This is a genomic window from Aquamicrobium defluvii (assembly GCF_004363725.1).
Classification (GTDB): domain Bacteria; phylum Pseudomonadota; class Alphaproteobacteria; order Rhizobiales; family Rhizobiaceae; genus Mesorhizobium; species Mesorhizobium defluvii.
In genome coordinates this window covers 118,570-138,030 of record NZ_SNZF01000008.1, presented here as the reverse complement: position 1 = coordinate 138,030, position 19,461 = coordinate 118,570, and the positions used below count along the sequence as shown (strand labels likewise).

Annotated in this window: 18 protein-coding genes; 16 read left to right on the top strand and 2 right to left on the bottom strand. The window is 65.3% G+C overall.

The features are described 5' to 3' along the window. The first annotated feature begins 37 nt into the window (after window positions 1-37). A complete protein-coding gene (locus DES43_RS08350; RefSeq protein ID WP_133674939.1) occupies window positions 38-1,906 on the top strand; it encodes a hypothetical protein in 1,869 nt (622 codons plus the stop codon). Continuing rightward, window positions 1,906-2,250 carry a hypothetical protein gene (locus DES43_RS08345; RefSeq protein WP_133674937.1) on the top strand — a complete coding sequence of 115 codons (345 nt, stop codon included), beginning with the start codon at window positions 1,906-1,908 and terminating at the stop codon, window positions 2,248-2,250. The genes DES43_RS08350 and DES43_RS08345 overlap by 1 nt, the downstream gene beginning before the upstream one ends. 12 nt (window positions 2,251-2,262) lie before the next feature. On the opposite strand, the gene DES43_RS08340 is transcribed toward DES43_RS08345, so the two are convergent. Continuing rightward, a complete protein-coding gene (locus tag DES43_RS08340) occupies window positions 2,263-2,628 on the bottom strand; it encodes a hypothetical protein (RefSeq protein WP_245514543.1) in 366 nt (121 codons plus the stop codon). A 713-nt stretch (window positions 2,629-3,341) separates the two neighbouring features. On the opposite strand from DES43_RS08340, the gene DES43_RS08335 reads away from it, so the two are divergent. Together DES43_RS08335 and DES43_RS08330 are read left to right on the top strand one after the other, a co-directional pair. Then, complete coding sequence (locus DES43_RS08335) at window positions 3,342-3,944, top strand: hypothetical protein (RefSeq protein ID WP_133674936.1); 603 nt, start codon at window positions 3,342-3,344, stop codon at window positions 3,942-3,944. 334 nt (window positions 3,945-4,278) lie between these two features. Further along, window positions 4,279-5,892, top strand: coding sequence for a hypothetical protein (locus DES43_RS08330; protein ID WP_133674934.1), 1,614 nt, complete (start codon window positions 4,279-4,281; stop codon window positions 5,890-5,892). Here DES43_RS08330 and DES43_RS22340 read toward each other — a convergent pair. Continuing rightward, the gene (locus tag DES43_RS22340; protein ID WP_166647717.1) at window positions 5,778-6,242 is read right to left on the bottom strand and encodes a hypothetical protein; all 465 of its coding nucleotides are present in this window, start codon (window positions 6,240-6,242) and stop codon (window positions 5,778-5,780) included. The two genes, DES43_RS08330 and DES43_RS22340, sit on opposite strands and share 115 nt — an antisense overlap. 43 nt (window positions 6,243-6,285) lie before the next feature. On the opposite strand from DES43_RS22340, the gene DES43_RS22335 reads away from it, so the two are divergent. The 12 genes from DES43_RS22335 to DES43_RS08270 all read left to right on the top strand — a co-directional run bounded on the left by DES43_RS22335 (window position 6,286) and on the right by DES43_RS08270 (window position 19,460). Continuing rightward, window positions 6,286-6,477 (top strand): hypothetical protein, encoded by a 192-nt coding sequence (locus DES43_RS22335; RefSeq protein ID WP_166647716.1) that lies wholly within the window; start codon window positions 6,286-6,288, stop codon window positions 6,475-6,477. Beyond that, window positions 6,477-8,090 (top strand): portal protein, encoded by a 1,614-nt coding sequence (locus DES43_RS08320; protein WP_133674930.1) that lies wholly within the window; start codon window positions 6,477-6,479, stop codon window positions 8,088-8,090. The genes DES43_RS22335 and DES43_RS08320 overlap by 1 nt, the downstream gene beginning before the upstream one ends. Continuing rightward, complete coding sequence (locus DES43_RS08315) at window positions 8,087-8,452, top strand: hypothetical protein (RefSeq protein ID WP_133674929.1); 366 nt, start codon at window positions 8,087-8,089, stop codon at window positions 8,450-8,452. Before DES43_RS08320 ends, DES43_RS08315 begins: the two co-directional genes overlap by 4 nt. After that, complete coding sequence (locus tag DES43_RS08310; RefSeq protein WP_133674927.1) at window positions 8,449-9,357, top strand: hypothetical protein; 909 nt, start codon at window positions 8,449-8,451, stop codon at window positions 9,355-9,357. Before DES43_RS08315 ends, DES43_RS08310 begins: the two co-directional genes overlap by 4 nt. A gap of 211 nt (window positions 9,358-9,568) precedes the next feature. Next, window positions 9,569-10,483 (top strand): phage capsid protein, encoded by a 915-nt coding sequence (locus DES43_RS08305; protein ID WP_133674925.1) that lies wholly within the window; start codon window positions 9,569-9,571, stop codon window positions 10,481-10,483. A gap of 63 nt (window positions 10,484-10,546) precedes the next feature. Next, window positions 10,547-10,822: a hypothetical protein gene (locus DES43_RS08300; RefSeq protein WP_133674923.1), complete on the top strand. Its 276-nt coding sequence runs from the start codon at window positions 10,547-10,549 to the stop codon at window positions 10,820-10,822. 21 nt (window positions 10,823-10,843) lie between these two features. Then, window positions 10,844-11,488, top strand: a complete 645-nt coding sequence (locus DES43_RS08295) for a phage connector family protein (RefSeq protein ID WP_133674921.1) — start codon at window positions 10,844-10,846, stop codon at window positions 11,486-11,488. Beyond that, entirely contained in the window at window positions 11,488-13,956 is a 2,469-nt protein-coding gene (locus tag DES43_RS08290; RefSeq protein WP_133674918.1) for a phage tail protein, read from the top strand. Before DES43_RS08295 ends, DES43_RS08290 begins: the two co-directional genes overlap by 1 nt. Next, window positions 13,956-14,528, top strand: a complete 573-nt coding sequence (locus DES43_RS08285) for a hypothetical protein (protein ID WP_133674916.1) — start codon at window positions 13,956-13,958, stop codon at window positions 14,526-14,528. The genes DES43_RS08290 and DES43_RS08285 overlap by 1 nt, the downstream gene beginning before the upstream one ends. Then, window positions 14,528-16,108 carry a transglycosylase SLT domain-containing protein gene (locus tag DES43_RS23325; RefSeq protein ID WP_425359064.1) on the top strand — a complete coding sequence of 527 codons (1,581 nt, stop codon included), beginning with the start codon at window positions 14,528-14,530 and terminating at the stop codon, window positions 16,106-16,108. The genes DES43_RS08285 and DES43_RS23325 overlap by 1 nt, the downstream gene beginning before the upstream one ends. Next, the gene (locus DES43_RS08275) at window positions 16,075-17,346 is read left to right on the top strand and encodes a hypothetical protein (RefSeq protein WP_133674914.1); all 1,272 of its coding nucleotides are present in this window, start codon (window positions 16,075-16,077) and stop codon (window positions 17,344-17,346) included. Before DES43_RS23325 ends, DES43_RS08275 begins: the two co-directional genes overlap by 34 nt. Further along, window positions 17,346-19,460: a hypothetical protein gene (locus DES43_RS08270; RefSeq protein WP_133674912.1), complete on the top strand. Its 2,115-nt coding sequence runs from the start codon at window positions 17,346-17,348 to the stop codon at window positions 19,458-19,460. The genes DES43_RS08275 and DES43_RS08270 overlap by 1 nt, the downstream gene beginning before the upstream one ends. The last annotated feature ends 1 nt before the right edge of the window (window position 19,461 follow it).

The following is a 19,461-nucleotide window of genomic DNA, read 5'->3' as shown; positions in this document are numbered from 1 at the left end:
TGCGGCGGCCGGCACCTATCCAGCATGATCGGGCACTATGGCGAAAGCACAGACACAGACCGGCGCGCGGGCGCTGCAGGCCACATTCGCCGATGCCGAGCGGGTGAAGGAAGAGCAGGAATGGCTTTCCGCGCCCGATCCCGACCCGAACCAGCCGCGCAACGGCGTGCCGCCCGGCAAGTGGGAGGGCGCGCCCTTCGACCGCATGCCGCCGGACTGCCCGGTGAAAGTCGTCGGCCGCGATTCCGAAGGCAGCGTCTATTGCATTTCCACCACCGGCCACATGCGCAAGATGGAGCGCTGGGACATGCCGGCGCTGACCGATCTGTTCGCGCCGCGCCTCAACACCATGATGTTCTACTGGCCGGCCTGGTCGAAGCCGAAGAAGATCTCCGAGGAAAAAATCATCCCGCCGCAGGTTGTGCGCGTCGAGCGCGACAAGTGCATGATGGCGATCATCAACGAGGCGGCGCGCAAGCCCGATTTCGATCCCAACACCCAGCATCGCGGCCGGGGAGGGTGGCAGGACAGCCACGGCAATTTCATCTGGCATAGCGGCGGCTGGCTGTGGCGCGCCGACGGCAAGCGCCTCGAGCGCAGCCGGCCGGCCCAGCATGACGGGCACCTCTATACCCGCATGGCCGCGACAATCGAGCCCTGGGCGATGCCAGTTGAGGCCGGGGAAAGCCCGGCGCGGCGCATCCTCGAGGACCTGCGCACATGGAACTGGCAGCGGCCGGTGCTCGATCCCGTGCTCGTGCTGGGCTGGATCGCCACCGCGCTGATGGGCGGCGCGCTGAAGGCCCGGCCGATCGTATTCGCCAGCGGCGGCGCCGGCGTCGGCAAGAGCCGGCTGCATGAGGTGGTGAAAGCCGCCCTCGATGGCGCGGTGATGACCAGCGTGAACACCACGGCCGCCGGCATCTATCAGCGCATCAAGCTCGATTCGCTGCCATTCATGGTGGATGAGCTGGAAAGCAAATCGGGCACGAACCGGCCGGAAAGCATCATCGAGCTGGCGCGCGTGGCCTATACTGGTGGCGACATCAGCCGCGGCGGGCAGGATCATGAAGCCACCACCTTCACCGCGCGCAACAGCTTTTTCTTCAGCGCCATCATTCCCCCGCCCATGGGACCGCAGGACAAGACCCGCATGGCCATGCTCAACCTCGGCCCGCTGGAGCGGCCGGGCCGCACCGAACGCGACCTGGTGCTGAAACCGGAGACGGACGGGCGCATGATCCTTCGCCAGGTGATGGACGGCTGGAAGGAATTTTCCGACCGTTTGCTGCCGTTCTACGCCGCCACGCTGGGCCAGCACGGGCTTTCGGCGCGCGCTATCGACACCTATGGCACGCTGCTGGCGGCGGCCGAGCTGCTGGTGGGGCAGGAAGTGCTCGAGGATATCGGGCTGCCGGTGGCCGAGGATCCCGAGCACCTCGGCCGCATCATCGCGGAATCCACCGCGGCCGACCGCACCGAAAACCTCGAGCACTGGCACAAGGCGCTCGACATTCTCTTCCAGAGCACCATCGACCAGTGGCGCGACGGCGTGCGGCCGACGGTGGGCGGCGTGTGCGAGGAATTGCTGCGAGGCCCTTCCAATGGCGGCTGGGACGCCAAGGGCGCACGCGAGCGCCTGCAACTGGTCAATCTCGGATGCCTCGACAAGGGCAAGGCGGATGCCAATGCCGGGCCGGTGCTCGCGGTGCCGGCGGACGGCCCGCAGCTGCAGCGTATCTTCGGCGATACCGATTTCCACAAGGGCGGCTGGTATCTGGCGCTGAAACAGGCCCCGAAGTCTATCGTGCTGCCGGCGCGCAAGGTGAAGATCAACGGCCTGGCCAAGCATTGCCTGCTGGTCGACCTCGAGGCCTTCGAGCAGTATTCCAGCAAGGCGGACTGATGGCAGGGCTGAAGATCGTCGCCTCGATGCCTGATTTCTTCGCCCATGCCGGCGATGGAGCCCTGCGCGACAAGGCTGGTTTCGGCTGCTTTTGCGCGCGCTGCGGGCGGGCTGTTTCTGCACCGTTCGGCTATGAAAAGGCGCTGATATGGTGCCTGTATTGCGGCATTGATGCCGGTCACGTGCCAGCGATCGATACGCCCTGGGGGCATCGCTGGACGTTTGGCGTGACGCGGGAAGAATGCGTCGATGACAGGCGAGCGCTCGATTGCGGCGAGTTCGAAGCGATGGCCGAGGCCCGCGCCCGCCGCGAAGGTCGCGTTATCGATCTGCTACCGCGGTAACGCTGTTTTCGGTTACTCGTCTTTCCAGATGACCTTGCGCACCATGCGCACTCCTACCAGCTTGCGAATGCGGATGGCCTGCCGCTCTGCGGCTGACATGCGCACGAAATCGGCCCGTATCCAGTCCGTTTTCCCGCACTTCTCGCACCGCATGCGGATTCCGCTGGGCGGGACGTTTCCAAACAGGGCCTTCAGGTCGGCCGGGTAATAGTGCCGGGTGATGCTGCAATGATAGCACTCGACACGCACAATCTGCCCGGCCTGGTCAGCGTTCGCGAGCGCCCAGCGGCCCACCAGGCGGGGATGTGAGGACGGTTCCGGCATAAGAACGAAATAGGAACATATACCCATCGCCGTCAAGAGGACCTTGCGGCACATGAAGGCCGGCGCGCGACCAGCGCGCCCTTGCAGTGCGATTCCTTCGACAGGCTGACTATGAGCCCGCCCGGCTCCCACATGGCCATTGCTGCGCCCCGGCGGGCGGCGCTGGTGCCATGTGTCACATCAGAATGACCAGTGGCCCGGCAGGGCCACGCCGCTTTCGTCTCCCATCCCCGCCAGTGTGCAAAAAATTCCGGTCAATTTTCCCGCAAAACGCAATCTCACGCGCGTTGCACTTTTTCCCGCGCCCGGTTTCCGCGACGGATTTCCCGCGTCATCTGACCCGATTACAGGCAGAAATCGCATGTTTTCCACACGCGCAATTGACCCAAATTGCCCCCGCCCCGTGATCGGGAAGGGCAGTTCCTGCCGCCATTTTCATTGCTGGCAATGGACGATAGGGCGGCCGGGCGAGGCTGATAGCGCTTCGGCTGGGGCCGGGAGCGGTTACCGGGTTACCAATGGGTTCCCGACGCGGTAACCAGAAAAATCAAAGGAAATCAGAGGCATGAGTGATTTGGTTACCGGTTACCCGGAAAAGGAAAGCTCCCCACGCGCGCGCGGGCGCGTGTGCGTTAGGAGGTAACCATGTAACCGGTAACCCGATGAGTATATCTATTTGAATTGCCTATCGAAAAGCCGGTTCCCGAAAGGTTACCCAATGCCTCGGCTGGTAACCGGATTAAAATATTGGCCTAAGGGGGTTTTCCATGCCGAAGAAGCCAGTTGACCCGCTGTCAGAGGCACACACACCGGCTGCCGCTGGCGGCGAGGCCGCCCAGGCGGCGCTTCCCGGTGCCGATCCCGTCGATCTTCTGGCTGGCTCGCCTGATCTCGAGGCGACCGACCTCCTGGCGATGGTGGCCGAACCTGTACTGACCCAGCGCAGGGCGCGGGGGAGGCCGAAGGGCGCGGCGAACCGCAAGAATGGCGACATGATCGGCTATCTGGGCGCGCTGGGGCACCGCGACCCATGGGTTACGCTGTCGCTGATCCAGTCGGCCGACTTCGCCCAGCTCTGCCGGCTCGTCGGGGCCAATACGGCCGGGAGCAAGCTGGCAGTGCTCGGCCTGATGAAGGGCGCGGCCGAAACGATCATGAACTACCATCATTCGAAGAAGCCACAGCAGCTCGACCTGCCGGTCGGCGACAAGCGCCCGCTGATGGTGATCGGCGACGGCAACAACATCGCGATCATGGCCGGGCAGGGCTTCGCCGGCGACGAGTTCATGCCGCCAGACGATAGTGAGCAAAATCAAGGGCTTATCGATGGCGAGGCCGTGCGACATAAGCCGGACCAGTCGCACGTCTAGGTAACGCATTGATTTCATTGCAATTGCACATGATGGCAAATCATGTGCGCTTGAAAAACGCCATCGCTCGCACCTCGCGTGCCCGTGCACGTGAGGCCGGGCAATCGCCTGGCGTATGGCGCTCGACCCCGCCCCCCATGCCCTTCGGCGGCCAGGGCGCGCGCCCCGAATTTCAAAACCGCGCGGCCCCACAGCACCCCACGGGGGCTGTGCCTCACACACACGGCCCATGTCGAAGCATGCCCGCAAAGGACGGCGGGGCGCACGAATTACATTCTCGACCTTGAATCGGGCCGCGGGCGCGCGAGCCGCGTGGCAATGAGGGTGATGGGTCATGGGTCAAGGGCTGGGTTTCGATCTCATCCGCCACTATCGGTTTCCGGGGCCGGTGGCCGAACGCTATGTGCGCTCCATGGGGCCGCTCGACTTCATACGCGGCCCGTGGGGCTCCGGCAAAACGGTCGCCTCGATCTTCAAGATCGTGCGCCATTCCGCTGTGGACTTCCCGATCTGTAAGGATGGCGTCGTGCATGTGCGCTGGGCGGCGGTGCGCGATACCTATCGCGAAATGGCGAAGACGGCGCTGGCGTCATGGCTCGAGGCGTTTCCGAAGGGTGGCCCCTACACGGCAAGCGAAAGCGGGGCTTTCACGGGCGGCATCGACCGGCCGGTGACGCACATCCTCGAATGGGACGTGCTTCGTTCCTGGTACATCGCCAAGGGGCAGTGGGAGAAGCGCATCACCAAGGTCCGGGCGGAAATGCAGTTCGGCGCGATCGGCGAGCAAAATCTCGACAGCTTCTTCAAGGGTTACGAGATCTCGGGCGGCTGGCTCAACGAATGCGACCTGATCCACGAAGATGCTCCTGGTCTGCTTTATGGCCGTACCGGCCGCTACCCGCCGGAAAGCGAGATGATGGAATGGGAAGGCGACCGGCTGGGCTGGATCACGGATCCCGACAGCGGCCGGCAGTCCATCAACGTTCCGCGCATCGTGTGCGGCGACTTCAATCCGCCGGACGAAACCAACTGGACCTATGTGCGCGAGATCGAGGAACCGGAAAAGTGGCCCGGCTATAATTTCTTCTCCCAGCCCTCCGGCCTGTCGCCCCAAGCGGAAAACCGCGTCGGCAAGGCCCGGCACAAGTACGAGGAAGAGGAACGGCAGTTCGGTGGGCCGGATGCGCCGGACGCCCGCCGCAATGTGCATGGAATGTACGCGCCGAAAGCCTCGGGCACGGTGATCTTCTCGCGTTTCAACATCCAGAAAAGCCGCTCCGACCAGCCGCTGCAGATCGTGCCGGAGCTGCCATTCTATCTCGGCATGGACGCCGGTGGCCGGCCTGCCTGCGGCATAGGCCAGTTCATGCCGACCGGCCAGTTCCGGGCGCAGCGGGAAGTCGTGTCGCGGCCGGACACGGTAACCGGACCGGCACGCTTTGCCGAAATGATCATGGAAGTGCTGCTGAAGGATTATCGCGGCATGCGTTGCGCGGGCGCATGGGCCGATCCCTCGAGCTGGTACGGCGCCGACAAGGTGCGGGGCGAATTGGCCTGGGTGGAGACCGTGCAGCTCGCACTGCAGATCCCGATCAGCCCGACCGCCTCGAACGATCTCGGCTCCCGCTTCGAAGCCGTAGACTGGTACCTGGGCGACATCGACGCCAACACGCCGCGGCTGCTGGTCGATCCGCTCTGCAAGTACACGATCCGCGGATTCGTGTCGCAATACCAGCTCACCAAGCATTCGACGCTGGCCAAGACCGATAGCCTGGAGATCGAGAAAAACGAGTATTCCCACATCATGGAGGCTTGGCAGTATCTGCTGTTCGGCTATCGCGGCCCCTCGGCCGTGAAGAAAACCGCCGCCCAGATGGGCCGTCCGGCCAATGTGGTTCCGATCCGTTCGGTGACGGCGCGCAGCAATTTCGACGTGTTCAAGTCGTGACGGCCTGGCGCATCGTCTCGCCCGCGCCGCCCTCGGCCGTGCTCGCCCTCGCGGGTGCAGGCGCACGCGCGAGGCGGATGGTGCTGGCCCAGTCCCGTCACGTCGATACGGTCGCCGTCTTTCGCGGCGATGAACCGATGGCGATCGCCCATTTCGGCCGGCATGGATGGCGGCGCACAGAAATGGCGCTGTCGATCGCGCCGGCGGCCGCCGGGCACATGAAGCGCCTGGTTCGCATAACGCAATTGACGCTGAAGGCCATGGCCGAAACTCACATCATCGTCACCCGCATCCGGCGCGGCAATCGCGCCGGCCAGCGCATGGCGATGCTGGTCGGTTTCCATCGTCATGGCGATTTCGAGCCGGGCGTGTGGATCTACAGGGAAAAGCGGCATGAATTCACTGTTCGGGAACAATGCGGCGAAGAAGGCGGCCGAAGAGCAGAAACGACAACAGCAGATCGCCAACGACCGCCAGCTGGCCGAGCTGCGCGCGAATGAGGAGCGCACCGGCGCCAGCCGCCGCAATCCGCGCGGCCGCCGGCTGTTCGTCGCCGACGCTGCCCAGAAATCCGACCTTAGCTGATGGCGGAATCCTCGCGCAGCGACGGCGGCACGCCGGTTGAGAAACAGCGCCTGCGCTCCCGGCAGGTCTGGCTGAAGCGCGCCGGCTGGGACCACCTCTACAACGAGGCCTATGACTACGTGCTGCCAAACCGCCGACCGGGCGGCGACGGCAAGATCAAGGCCCCCACACAGATGATTTTCGACATGACCGGCCCGAACTCGGCCGTTCATTGCGCCGGGGAGATCCAGCGCCAGGTCTTCCCGATCTCGACGCCGTTCATCGCCGAAACCGGCCCGCTGGTCGCCCAGCAGCTTTCCGTCAAGGAAAAGATCGCGTTCGACAGGCAACTGCAGGGGGTGGCGAACTTCGTCTATCCGTTCATGAAAACGGGCGAGTTCGACACCACCATGCACGAAGCCTGCATGGACCTGACGCTCGGCACCGGCGCGGTGCTGCCATTGCGCGGCCCCTCGATGAATGAGCCGGTGCGCTTCGTATGCCTTCCGCAGGATGAGATCGCCATCGCCCAGGACGCGTGGGGACGCGTGAACTTCGTATCCTGGAAGCGCACCAACCTCGGCCGGGAAGCCGTGCTCGAGGCATGGCCGCGGGGCGATTATCCCACGAATTTCAGGGAAGAGGCGCGCAAGAACCCGTATCAGGAAATCACCGTCTATCAGGATTTCTACCGCCTGCCGGACGGCCGCTGGCGCTTCGTCGCCTACCTCGAGAAGGATGGCGGGTTCCTTGCGCAGGAAACCTACCTGACCCAGCCGATCTCCGTCATGCGCTTCTACCGCTGGCCGGGCGAAGCCTACGGGCGCGGCCCGGTGCTGTTCGCGCTGCCGACCATCAGGACGGTGAACAAGGCGCAGGAACTGGCGCTGAAGGCGGCCGCCATCCAGTTGCTCGGCATCTGGGGCTATCGGGCGGGAGGCACCTTCGATCCGGACACGGTGCGCGTGGGGCCGGCGGAGTTCTGGCCGATGCAATCGACCGGCGGCGTGCTGGGGCCGGACGTGCAGCGCCTCGATACGGCGTCCGGCAACCTGCAGGCGGCGCGCATGGTGATCGGCGACGGCCAGCGCCAGATCCGCGAAGCCTTGCTCGACACCCGTATGCCTGACGACGGGGGCACGCCGCCCTCGGCCTCGGAAGTGGCGTTGCGCGCCGCGCAGAACGCCAAGGTGCATGTCGGGGCCTATGGCCGATTGAACGCCGAGGGCCCGCAGGTGCTGGTGCCGCGCGTGATGGAAATCCTGCACGAGTGGCGAATCCTGCCCGAACTCATGAGTTTCAACCAGCTGATCGTGTCCATGTACATCAATTCGCCGATGGCGGCGGCGCTGAAGGCGGATGAGCTACAGGCCTCGATCAACTATTACCAGCTGGTCGCCTCTGTCGTCGGGCCGGAACGTGTAGGCGAATACATCTCGCTGGATCGTTTCCTTGACCGGACGCGTGCCGGCATGCTGGTGCCGCCCGACATTCCGACCACGGAAGCCGAACGCAAGCAGGCGGCCGACGAAGCTGCCGCCCAGCAGGCCATGGCCGTGGCGGCCGAGGGCGCGGTGCGGGCCGCGCCCAACATCGTCGATGCGATGGCCCAGCCGGAGGCCGCGGCGGCATGAGCGGTCCGTTTGCGTTTTCGCGCCAGGCCATGGCGATCGACAGGCTGCTCGAGGCCGCGCCCAGCTGGGAAGGCCTCAACCAGGCGTTCTTTCCCGCCAGAACCCATGATCGTTTCGATCCCGGCGACGACATGAAGAAGGTGCTGGCCGCCTTCAACGGCACGGCCGAGGGCCGGCGCATCGTGGAATGGCTGTGCGACCTGACCTGCCGCGCGCCTTATCCGCAGATCTCCGGCGATTTCCAGATGGCCGCGCTCGCCGCCAAGGCCCATGAGGCCCGCGCGGCGGTCGGATACGTCATCCTGCGCGCGATCGCCGATGGGGAACAGCTTTTACACCAGCCGAAGGAGCCACGCACATGAGGACCATTTTCGAACGATATCTGCCGCTGCGCGCGCCGGACGATGGAGGTGATGGGGGCGGCGCTCCGCCGGCCGATCCGCAGCCCGGCGGCGCAGAACCGCCGGCGGGCGCGCCTCCCGGTGGCTCCGGTGCCGCGCCCGCCGGTGGTGCTGCCGATCCCTACCGGCCCCAAGGCCTGCCCGACACCATGTACGGGAAGGACGATCGGGAGACCATGGACAAGATGGCCACGGCGCTGGCCGGCTATCGCCAGCGCGATTCAGACCGGAAGGTGCCGGATAACGTCGAGGCCTATAGCGCTTTCGATGTCCAACAGGCTCCCGAGGCCTTCCGGTCACATCTTAGCCAGATCGGCAGCGATCCAGCATTTTCCGCCGCGGCGAAGATCGCGATGGAAGAGGGCGTTCCCGTCGGCACCTTCCAGAAGATGACCACGGCGATCTATCAGGCCGCCGCCGATGCCGGCATCCTCGAGCATGTCATAGATCCGCAAGCGGAACGGTCGGCGCTCATTCCGGAGAGTGCCCGCAATCTGGCCAAGGCCGACCAGGACAAGGCCATAGATGCCCGCCTTCAGGAAAACGAGGATTTCATCAAGCTCATGATGAAGCCCGGCGCGGACGGGAAATCGAAGCTCGACCCCAAGGTTGGCGAAAACGCGCTGCTCATGCTCATGGACACGGCGCTGGGCAACCAGTTCCTCGAGTTCATGCGCGCGGAAATGACCGGCGAGTTCAGGGCTCAGCCGCTTCCCGGCGATGGCGGTGCGCCCGCCGGCAACAGCGAGCGCGAGCGTTTGCGCGAGCAGCTCGCCGCGCCGGAGATGCAGCCGCAGCATCCGAAATTCGATCGGGCCAGATATGAAGCGCTCGATCAGGAGTATCGCCGGGTTATCGGCCGCTGACCGCCTCTATCTGCCCCGTCCTTAAGTTTCGCGCTGCGCGCTTACTGACGGGGACCCGGCTTCGCAATTGACGCTGCGCCGGCCGGGGCATGCTCGACCGGCGCAACCAAGGGAGCGACCCGGCCGCGGCGGGCTATCCTTCACCGGACCCCGACCGCACCGGCTCTATCGGCCCCGAGGATGCTTGAAACGCAAACTCAAGGGGTTTCCCATGTCCAAGCAAATCGAGGCCTGGTTCACAGAGAAAATCAAGGATCAGGTCACCATCCAGTTCCAGTCGCATGGCGGCCTGCTCGACGGCACCATGATGAGCGGCGACACCCAGGCGAACACGGTCAAGTTCCCGATCGCCGGCCGCAGCAAGGTCTACAAGCTCACCGGCGCCATCGAGGACGTGCCCGTCAACGGACCCGGCCTGACCACGGTGCAGGTGACCATGGAAGACTATGAGGCTTCCGAATGGTGGCGCACCCAGGACGCGTACAAGGCCGGCCCGAACGAGCAGGCCACGCTGGCGAAGCTGATCGTCAACGCCATCCGGCGCGAACGCGACCTGATCAAGATCCGCGCGCTGACCGCCTTCGCCAATCTCGGCAGCTCCGGCGTAGACACCATCGGCGACGGCTCGGCGATTCCCGACATTCTCGATTTCGAGCGCGCCCGCGCCGAGATCGCGGCCACCGGCGCGGACGAAACCGGCGAGGTGCAGGTGTTCACCCTCCTGCCGGCGAAGTGGATGAGCCAGCTCTGCTTCTACAAGGAGTTCGCCGACGCCCAGTGGGTCGGGCTCGACAACGCGCCGTTCTCGAAGGTGCAGCGCATGCGCATGAAGACGCTGCGTGGCATCAACTACATCGAGGGGCCGGACGAGTATTTCACGGAATACGAGGCCGGCAAGCAGGAAGCGTTCATCTGGCACCGCGATTCTATGGGCGCGGAAACGCCCTGGAATCAGGAAGCGCCGATCATCACGCCCGTGCCGACCAAGCAGGGCACGCCCTACCTGGTCAAGAACGGGCTGGGCGGCGCCGCGATCGGCATCCAGGGCGCCGGCGTGAAGCGCCTGCGCTTCCAGAAGCTCACCAACCTGATCCGGCCTCCGATCCCGACCAAGGAAGCCGCCTGATCCAGCGTCGGGCCGGTCACGGCCGGCCCGGCTTTCCCTCTCGCCAAACAGGAGACCATTCCCATGGCATTCGACAAGCGCAGCCTCGCGCGGTTCGTGACCTCTCCCTACGGGACCGCCTCGAAGTCCGTCGGCTTCTTCGCCTATGCCACGGCCGACGCCAACGCCACGGTGCTGGCCGCCGGCTACTTCAACGACGCACGTGAAACGCTGAAGGTGAACGACGTCATCCACTGCATGTCCGTCGCCGACGGCGTCGGTGTCGCCAACGTGCTGAAGGTCACCGCCGCACCCGGTTCCGGCAATGTGACGGTGGCCAACGCCTTCGCGGCACCCTGATCGCGGCCGGCGGGCTTCACCATGGCGGAAGCAGCGATCGACAAGCCGATGATCGTGAACTGGGCGCTGGCCGAACTCGGCCAGCCGCCCCGTTTTTCGACCGACGATCAAACCAACCTCGGGCGCAACGTGGCGATCTTCTGGCCGCGCTGCCTCGCCCGCTGCCTCGGCCTGGCAGACTGGACCTTCACCCGCCGCACCGTCTCGCTCACGCGCCAGTCCGGCCAGCCGATCAACGGCTGGCCGTACGCCTTCGACCTGCCCGGCAACCGGATCGGGCCGCCGCGCCGCTTCACCAGAGATGCGCAGTGCCGCATATTGATCCGCGATTTCGACATCGAGGGCGACACGCTTTTCTGTGCCGAGCAAACGGCTTTCGCGCGCTACAAGGCCGCCGTCGATCCCGAATACTGGCCGCCGGATTTCCTGTCGGCCTTCGCCACGGCGCTGGCCTCCTATCTCGCCATTCCCGAAACGCAGGATCCCGACCTTGCGGCGGAAATGGAAGCTCGGGCCTTCGGCTCCCCATCGCAGGGTGGCGCGGGGGGCCTGTTCGGCCGGCTGATCGCGCAGGACCTCGCCGGCGCGCCTGTCGGCGAGCCCTTGCTTGCCGCCGATCCGCTCACGGCCGGCCGGGCTTCAAGCCCCTGGCACGGGCGCTTCTGATGGTCGCGCGCCCAACGATCCCGATCCGCTCCTGCAATGCCGGCGAGTTCAGCCAGGAAATGAGGGGCCGTGTCGATATCAAGCAGTATTATTCGGCAGGTCTTGCCTTCAAGAACATCGAGCCTGTGCCGCAGTCGGGCTTTCGCCGCATGGGCGGAAGCCGCCGGATCGGCCAGTGGCGCAAGCCGTTCTCCGCGGTCGCGATCACGGGTGCGGCGCTCATACCGGGGCCGCACACCGGAACGAAGACGATCTGGGCTGGCACCGTCGCCGGCGACATCGCGGCCGTGCTGGCGTCCGGACTGGCGATCAGCGCCGGCCACGCCACATTCGACGTGGAAGCGCAGGTGTCGGGCGTCTGGACTAGGATCGCCGGGCCGTTCAACGTCAGCAGCGTATCGCCGGCCACCCGTTTGGCCGCGTTGGCGCCGGGCACTTTCGTGACTGCGACCGGCCTGCGCATCGTCGCGACGTTTTCGGTATCGGCCACGGTTTCCGGACTGACGGTCACGGCCTCTCGGGAGGACGGCGAGCCGTTGCGGCCACGCTTCACCGAACTGACCACGGATGAAGGTGATGTGATTTCCTGCTTTCTGACAGCCGGCGTGGCCGACTTCTACACGCATGCAGGTTATGTCGGTGCGGCTCATGTGCCTGATGTCACCTCGACGATGCTTCCCGATATCGGCTTCTATGCCGAGGGCAATACGATCGGAATCTTTCACGGCGACCTGCGCAGCCAGCGCCTTTTCCTCATGGGCGCTTCGGCGCTCAATGACTGGCGCACGGATCTGTGGCCATATGATCCAGTGCCGAAGGCGGACCTGGGGGGCGACTATCCGAAGACGGATGATGTCTGGGATATCACCGTGCGGTATTCATCCGGCTGGGAAATCGCGCTGCAGATCACGGTCAACGGCGAAACGCCGGGCGCGATCACTACGCCTGCGGCCGCGTCCGGCATGAGTCCGGCCCAGTGGGCGAGCTATTGCGGCTCCTTGCAGACAGCTCTCGAAGGCCTTCCCGGTCTAGGCCCCGGCGTCGCGGTTACCTGGCATGACATGGGGAGCACGGCAGCGAGCCGAATCCGGGTTGCATTCGGCGGCACACTCGCTGGCGAAGAATACGAAATGTCGGCGATGATCGCCAACACGGCGGAAGCATCGGCTCTAGCCTATCACACCCAGATCGGCAAAACGGAAAAGGAAGATCTGTTCTCTGTCGATCGCGGCTGGCCGCGAACAACCAGCCTCCTGCAGGACCGCATGGCCTATGCCCGCATTCCTGCCGCTCGCGGAGCCCTGTCGCTAAGCCGTGTCGGCGAATATTTCGATCTGAATGTCGATGCAAAGGCGGATAACGCCGCACGTCTCGACAAACTGCGTTCGCAGACCTCGGAAACGATCCTTCACGTCAAGGAATCCAACTACTTCTTCGTCTTCACAGATCGGGCCACCTATTTCATTCCAAACCGTACGATCGAGCGCAACACGCCGCTCAATTTTGTCATCTGCAGCGAGATGGGAGCCCAGCCGACCTGTGAGCCCTTCGAGCTGGAAGGGCAGCTCTACTATGTGGCGATCAATCCGGAAGGCCTGAATATGGCCGACGAAGGCGGACGCCAGCTCTTCCGGGTAGAGGAAAGCGTCACCTCGGCCGCGACCTCCTTTGAAGCCGATCCCGTGTCGCTGCTCGCGTCTCATCTCGTTGACAAGGTTATCAGGTCCGTTCGCCAGAAGCCGGAACAGGATCTCGACGCCGCGCGCGGCTGGCTGATGCGCACCGATGGCCGCGTTATCGTCACCCAGATGATCAAAAGCCAGGAGATCAACGGATATTGCGAATGGATCGCGGCAGGAAGCGGCGCGGTTCGGGAAGTTGGCGTCGATGGCCGCAACAAGCTCTGGATGGCGATCGAGCGGTCTGGGCGCACCTCGATCGAACTCTACGACACCACTATCTTCCTGCAGGACACCGTGGATGCTTCCACGGATCTGGCCGGAAAAATAATCGACCTGCCGTACGAGGACGGTGCCGAGCTTTGGGCCGTGGCCGATGGTTATGTGCTGGGGCCGTTCACAGTGCAGGGCGGTGTCATCGATATCGAGGATGCCTATTCAAATGTGCTTGTAGGCAGGTGGACCGCGCCGCATTTCGAAACCATGCCGCAGGTCTACGTCACGCCGGCAGATGAAGTCCTGCACCGGCCGGGGCGCATCCACACGCTGATCGTCAATATCGCCGACACCAGCTCGATCGCGGTCGGAGCCAACGGGCAGCCTCCGGTGGACATCGTTCTGCATGAAACAACCGATCCGGTTGACCAGCCCATGCCGGCCAAGACGAAACAGATCGTGGTGGCCGGCTCCGACCTGCCGGGCTTCATGACAGGGACAACGGCCGTCATCACCCAGACGCGGCCCGGCGAACTGCGCGTGCGCGACATCGGCATAGGAGCGAAGCTGTAATGGAATTGCTGCTTGGAGGGATATCCAGCCTGTTCGGCGGCGGGGGTGCGGCGGCCGGAACGACCTGGGCGGCGGCAAACGCCGGGGTGGCAGCTGCAGCGCCGGCCGCCGCCTCCGGCCTTTCGCTTTCCTCCATACTGCAGGGAACGGCTTCAGTTCTCGGCGTTCTGTCGTCTGTCGGTGCCGGCCAGGCCGAGGCGACCCAGATGGAGCTGGCGGCGCAGGATGCTGAAAGCGAACAGCAGCTCGAGACGCTGCAGGGAATCAATCGGCGGCAATCGATCCGCCGGCAGATGGCCGATGCCCAGGGCGCGCAGGACGTGGCCTATGCCGCGTCAGGTGCCGATCTATCCTTCGGCACGGCCGCCGCCGCCCGCAAGGATGCCTATCGCGAAGCCGATCTCGGGTTGACCATGGCGACCGGCACTGAACAGACGCGGGTTTCGCGGCTGGCTGAAAGAGCAGCCAACTACCGCGCCGGGGCGAAACAGGCGAAGCGCGCCGGCTGGCTGAATGGCCTGATCGGCGGCATCAACACCCTCCAGTCGTTCTCGCAGCGGGGTGGCTACTGATGGCGAATCGGCAGCGCGAACCTGTTTCCTATCGCCCCTTTCGTACCGAACCGCTGATGGCCGAAGGGCTGCTTGCCGTTTCGCGACCCGGCAGCGACCTGCTTGAGCGCACATCGCAGGCCTTGTTCCGGTTTGCGGCGCAACAGGGAGAAATCGCGGACAGGCAGGCCGCTCGAGCGGGTGCCGCCGCCGGGGAACGCGCGGCGCTGGAAGGCAGGCCTTCGGCGAGTGTCACAGGCAACAGTGGCGCCGGGGGAAGTGGCCGCGCACGAGGCGGACGTTTTGCGCCCGAGGTTAATGCCGCCATCGATGACGCGGCGGCCCGTCATGGTGTGGATTCCGCGACGTTGCGCACAATCGCCCAGATCGAAAGTGGCGGCAATCCCCGCGCCAAGAATCCAACCAGTTCAGCAGGCGGCCTGTTTCAGTTCATCGATAGCACTGCCTCGCAGTACGGCCTGAAAGACCGCTATAACGCCAGCGAGGCGGCGGACGCCGGCGCGCGCCTCATGCGCGATAACCGCAACCATCTGCGCCGGGTGCTTGGCCGTGATCCGACGCCGGGTGAGCTCTACCTTGCGCACCAGCAGGGTGCCGGCGGTGCAGAGAAGCTTCTGCGAAATCCCAACGCCAGCGCGGTTAGCGTCGTTGGCGAAAAAGCAGTTCGGTTGAATGGCGGGCGACCCGGCATGACGGCGGGCGAATTCGCCCAGTTATGGATCCGGAAAGCCGAAAGCGGCTATTCTATATCATCGGAGCCGTCGCAGACCGACCCGACCATCACTATCGCGGGTGGCCGCTTCCGGCCGTCCGGCTCCGATACAATCTATGGGCGGGCTTACGATGAGGCGGGCACCAAAGCCTATCTGCAGATGGTCGACACCGAAATGCGCTCGACCGTCAGCCAAGCTTTCGAGCTGTACAAGGATGATCCGGCCCAGCTGGAAATCGTCCTCGGCACGCTCAAGGGCCAGCTGAAGAAGGATCATATCTTTCCGGAAATCGAGCTGGATTACGAGCTCGGCTTCGACAACCTGTCGCAGCGCTACCTTGGCCAGGCGCGCGAAAACCAGCGCCTCAAGCTCGAGGCGCGGGACAGGGCCGAGTTTGTAACCCGCACGTCCGACCTCGAAACCAGCCAGCAGAAGCTGCTCGCCGACTTCGATCCAGCCAACCCCGATGCCGGCGATGCCATCGCCGGTGCGCAGGCTGCTATCGACACCCACTACGACTCCGCCGTCGATCGCGGCATTCTGTCACCCGAGGCGGCGGCGAAAGCCAAGCTGGAAAGCCGGCGCAACACGGCGCTGGCGTTCTACGGCAAGCAGGCCGACGCCCTCGATGCCGATGGCGTGAAGAACATGCGGGCCGAGCTGGAAGCCGACTTCGCCGATGGCGGCATTGCCGGCCTCGATGGCGAGGGATGGTCCACGCTCAACCGCTCGCTCGAGAAGCTCGAGACGGCGAAGCGCACCGGCGACAAGCGCAAGACGGACGATTTTCGCGAGCGGGGCGACAGGCTGGCCTTTTCCGGCTGCTTGCCGGTGTGGATATCAACCAGGCCGAACTGTCGCAGATGATGCTGGATGCCGGAACGACACCCGGCGGCCAGGCCGTGATGCAGGAGACCTTCGCCAAGATTTCGGCCGGCCGCGCCATCCGCGACATGAGCCTGCCGGCTGCCGGAAAGCACGTCGCCGGCCTGCGCAGGCAATATGGCGACAAACCCACCGAAAGCGAGCTGCGCACGCTGGCGTTCGCCGAAAAGATGGTGGCCGAGAAGCGTAGGGCCATTTCAACCGACAGCGTTTCCTATGCGGAATCCCAGGGCATCGTGCCCCAGACGCCGCTGCTCACGGACGCGGCCACGGCCGAGGACATGAGCACGATCATGTCGGCGCGCGCGAAGGCGGCCGAGCAGGCTGCCGTCGAGCTGGGCGCACCGGTGCGCTACCTGAAGGCCGGTGAGGCGGCGGCGCTCGGCAAGGCGATCCGGTCAAACCCGGAAGCCGGCGCGGCCATGGCCGGCGCGATCGTTGCCGGCGCCGGCTCGGCCGCGCCGCAGGTGCTTTCCGAATTCGGGCAGGATGCGCCCATGATCGCCGAAGCCGGGGCCATCATCGCCGGCGACGGATCGGCGCAGGCCGCCGAGGACGTGATCCTTGGCTATGGCAAAGGACCGGACGGCAAGGCGTTCAAGGATCTGAAGCCGGCCGTCGCCGGTGAAAATTTCAGGCAGGTGGCCGGCGATGCGCTGGCGCTTGCCGGCAAGGACAGGGCGCGCATTGCCAATGCGGCGGCCGCGATCTCGCGCAAGCGAATCTCGGAACTCGGCCTCGATCCGGAAAGCGGCGAAGCCATCGAGATACATGCGCAGGCAGTCCAGGAAGCCGCCGGCGCGGTCTTCGATCGCGGGGTGCAGTTCGGCGGATTCACCAGCGTCGGCGGCTCATGGATCAGCAGCGGCGACAAGGTGATGATCCCTTCGGCCATCCGCGCGGATCTGTTCGAGGACGTTCTGCAGGCGATCACGGATGAGGACCTGGCGGTGCTTCCCGTGAAACCGAAGGCCGGTATCGGCAGCCGGGCGGTCGGCTTTGGCCTGGCGCCTGTCGTAGAGCGCGTCGAGCGCTCGATGGCGGCGACCCTTCGCGATGCCCGCCCCGTGGCGGTCGCCGGCGGCTTCGCCTTTGCCCTCGGCGATCCTGCAAGCCCGGATCCGCAATGGATCATGGGCAGCGACGGCAATCCCTATGTGCTCGATGTCGTCGCCCTGCGCGACCGCCTCGCGCCGCGCGTGCCGGGAGCCTTCCGCTGATGCTGATCTATGGCAGCAATTTCGGGGAGAACCCGACTTTCGCGCCTAACTATGGGGACACCGTCGCAGCTGAAGCTGCCCGCGACCAGGCGGCCGGTGCGCTGTGGGACACGACACGCGACCTCGCGCTTTACCGGGACAACTCGAATTCAGTCGATAATGCCATGGCCGAAGCCTATGAGCGGCGCAACAAGGCCATTTTCGACGCGACCGGCGAGCAGCTTTTCAACCCCTATCGCGGTGACGGCAAGTCCGCCTCCTATGTCGAGGAAGCTTCCCGCGTTCGCCGCGAGGGGGGCGACGCCTGGTCGCTCCTCGAAGACCGCGAGGAACAATGGCGGCGGCAGGCGGCCGACCTCGTACGCCGTCGCCCGGAGCTGGCCGGCATCATAGCGGCGGACCGCCCCATGCGGGAGGATGCAGCCGCGCTTACCCGTTCGGCGGAGACAGCGGCGGCCGAGGCCTCGGCGCGGGCCGATCGGGTTGAACTGGGTCTGGCCCGGTCTCTCGGCAACACACTCGGGGGCGGCATTGCCGCGATGTTCCGCGATCCCGTGCAGGTCGCCGGCCTGTTCGCCGGCGGCGGGATTTCCGGCCCGGCCCGGACCGTGGGCGTCAGGCTGTTGCAGATCGTGTTGACGGAAGCCGCCATCAACGCCGGCATCGAGGGCGCGATTCAGGTCGCCAGCCAGGAGTGGAAGAAGGAGGCGGGCGTCGACGCCAGCATTTCCACGTCTCTCGAGCAGGTGGGACTCGCCGCCCTGTTCGGCGGTGGCTTCGGCGGCATGCTGCAGGGTGGTCGTGAGGTTTTCCGTGTGCTCGGCCGCAGCGTGCCGGAAGAGGCTTTCGCCCGCGCCGCAGCTGGCGAAGCCCAGCCCGGCGATCTGGCGGCGATCGCGGATGCGCTCGGCGTCAAGGCCGACCCCACTGCGTTGCGCACCGCAGATATTGCGGCCGAGCAACGCGCGCTCGATCGCGTGGCTTTCGGCGACCCGCCGGCGGGCATGTCGGACATGGAGGCGGAAGCGCTTGCCGCGCAGGCCGTGCGCGCGGCCGAAGCGCCGGACGATGGACGTTCGCTGATGCTCGATCGCCTTGCGCGCGAGCAGATGCCGGTTGGCCCGGCACCGCGCCGGCCTGTCAGCCTCATGCGATTCCTGGCGTCCGAGGGCGGCATACGCGATGAAGGCGGTGAGCTGGTCGGCATGGGGCTGTCCCGCCGCTTCGTTCCCGGCTCCGGCGCGCTTGTCCGGCCGCGCGGCCGCACGCTCGACTATGCGCGCGAGGCCGCCGCCGAGGCCGGTTACTTCGACAACATCTACGGCAATCCAGAGCGGGCAGTTGCGGAATCGACACCGGACGATCTGCTGCGCCTGCTGTCGAAGGAAGCTGGCGGGGATCCGGTCTATTCTGCGCGCGAGGATGGCGGGCGTGAATTCGAATGGCTGGAGCATGAGCAGCGCCAGCAGGCCCAGGCGGCATACCGGCGGTTGCTCGACGACATAGACACGGCGCGCGCAGAGCTCGATCTGGGCGAGATCGACGACACGCTAATCGTACGCGCGGCCGAATTGGTGGATGACGAAACCGATCCCGTCTCCGCGCTGGAAAAGGCGCTCGATGAAGACTATAGGTTGAGGGCCGACACCGAAACGGACCTCGGAGAACAGCCCTATGATGAACTCGACATCCCGTTCTTCGACGACAGGCAAGACGCCGGAGCAATGCCTCGAGCTGGCGCGCAGGATGGAAGCGCGCGCCCAAGCGGCGAACCACCCGGAGAACGCGCAGGATATGCGCAGGATCGCGAACAACTATCGGGTGCTGGCGGCGCTCAAGCAGAAGAAATCGGCCTAAGGCATCCCGGAGATACGCCGGAGCCGGCCACGCCCGAGGCTGGCGAGGTGGCCGAGCTGGCGCTTGTCGAGGCCCGCAGACCGGGCGATGCCGCCACGGATGGGCTGGAGCCCAAGGCCGATCTGTCCGTGTGGGATACCATGCCGGCCGCGCGCGATGCCGACGGCCGCATTTTACACACTACCCATGAAGCCATGATCGTCGACGCCGACAGGTCCGAATTCTTCGGCGACCTGATCGCCAGCTGTAGGGATTGAG

What these genes read in the sequence shown, in the direction of transcription:
- DES43_RS08335 (WP_133674936.1), top strand. Translation starts at nt 3,342, where the DNA reads ATGCCGAAGAAGCCAGTTGACCCGCTGTCAGAGGCACACACACCGGCT.
- DES43_RS22340 (WP_166647717.1), bottom strand. Translation starts at nt 6,242, where the DNA reads ATGACGATGGAAACCGACCAGCATCGCCATGCGCTGGCCGGCGCGATT.
- DES43_RS08285 (WP_133674916.1), top strand. Translation starts at nt 13,956, where the DNA reads ATGGAATTGCTGCTTGGAGGGATATCCAGCCTGTTCGGCGGCGGGGGT.
- DES43_RS22335 (WP_166647716.1), top strand. Translation starts at nt 6,286, where the DNA reads ATGAATTCACTGTTCGGGAACAATGCGGCGAAGAAGGCGGCCGAAGAG.
- DES43_RS08310 (WP_133674927.1), top strand. Translation starts at nt 8,449, where the DNA reads ATGAGGACCATTTTCGAACGATATCTGCCGCTGCGCGCGCCGGACGAT.
- DES43_RS08315 (WP_133674929.1), top strand. Translation starts at nt 8,087, where the DNA reads ATGAGCGGTCCGTTTGCGTTTTCGCGCCAGGCCATGGCGATCGACAGG.
- DES43_RS08295 (WP_133674921.1), top strand. Translation starts at nt 10,844, where the DNA reads ATGGCGGAAGCAGCGATCGACAAGCCGATGATCGTGAACTGGGCGCTG.
- DES43_RS08300 (WP_133674923.1), top strand. Translation starts at nt 10,547, where the DNA reads ATGGCATTCGACAAGCGCAGCCTCGCGCGGTTCGTGACCTCTCCCTAC.
- DES43_RS08320 (WP_133674930.1), top strand. Translation starts at nt 6,477, where the DNA reads ATGGCGGAATCCTCGCGCAGCGACGGCGGCACGCCGGTTGAGAAACAG.
- DES43_RS08345 (WP_133674937.1), top strand. Translation starts at nt 1,906, where the DNA reads ATGGCAGGGCTGAAGATCGTCGCCTCGATGCCTGATTTCTTCGCCCAT.
- DES43_RS08305 (WP_133674925.1), top strand. Translation starts at nt 9,569, where the DNA reads ATGTCCAAGCAAATCGAGGCCTGGTTCACAGAGAAAATCAAGGATCAG.
- DES43_RS08350 (WP_133674939.1), top strand. Translation starts at nt 38, where the DNA reads ATGGCGAAAGCACAGACACAGACCGGCGCGCGGGCGCTGCAGGCCACA.
- DES43_RS08330 (WP_133674934.1), top strand. Translation starts at nt 4,279, where the DNA reads ATGGGTCAAGGGCTGGGTTTCGATCTCATCCGCCACTATCGGTTTCCG.
- DES43_RS08340 (WP_245514543.1), bottom strand. Translation starts at nt 2,628, where the DNA reads ATGTGCCGCAAGGTCCTCTTGACGGCGATGGGTATATGTTCCTATTTC.
- DES43_RS23325 (WP_425359064.1), top strand. Translation starts at nt 14,528, where the DNA reads ATGGCGAATCGGCAGCGCGAACCTGTTTCCTATCGCCCCTTTCGTACC.
- DES43_RS08270 (WP_133674912.1), top strand. Translation starts at nt 17,346, where the DNA reads ATGCTGATCTATGGCAGCAATTTCGGGGAGAACCCGACTTTCGCGCCT.
- DES43_RS08290 (WP_133674918.1), top strand. Translation starts at nt 11,488, where the DNA reads ATGGTCGCGCGCCCAACGATCCCGATCCGCTCCTGCAATGCCGGCGAG.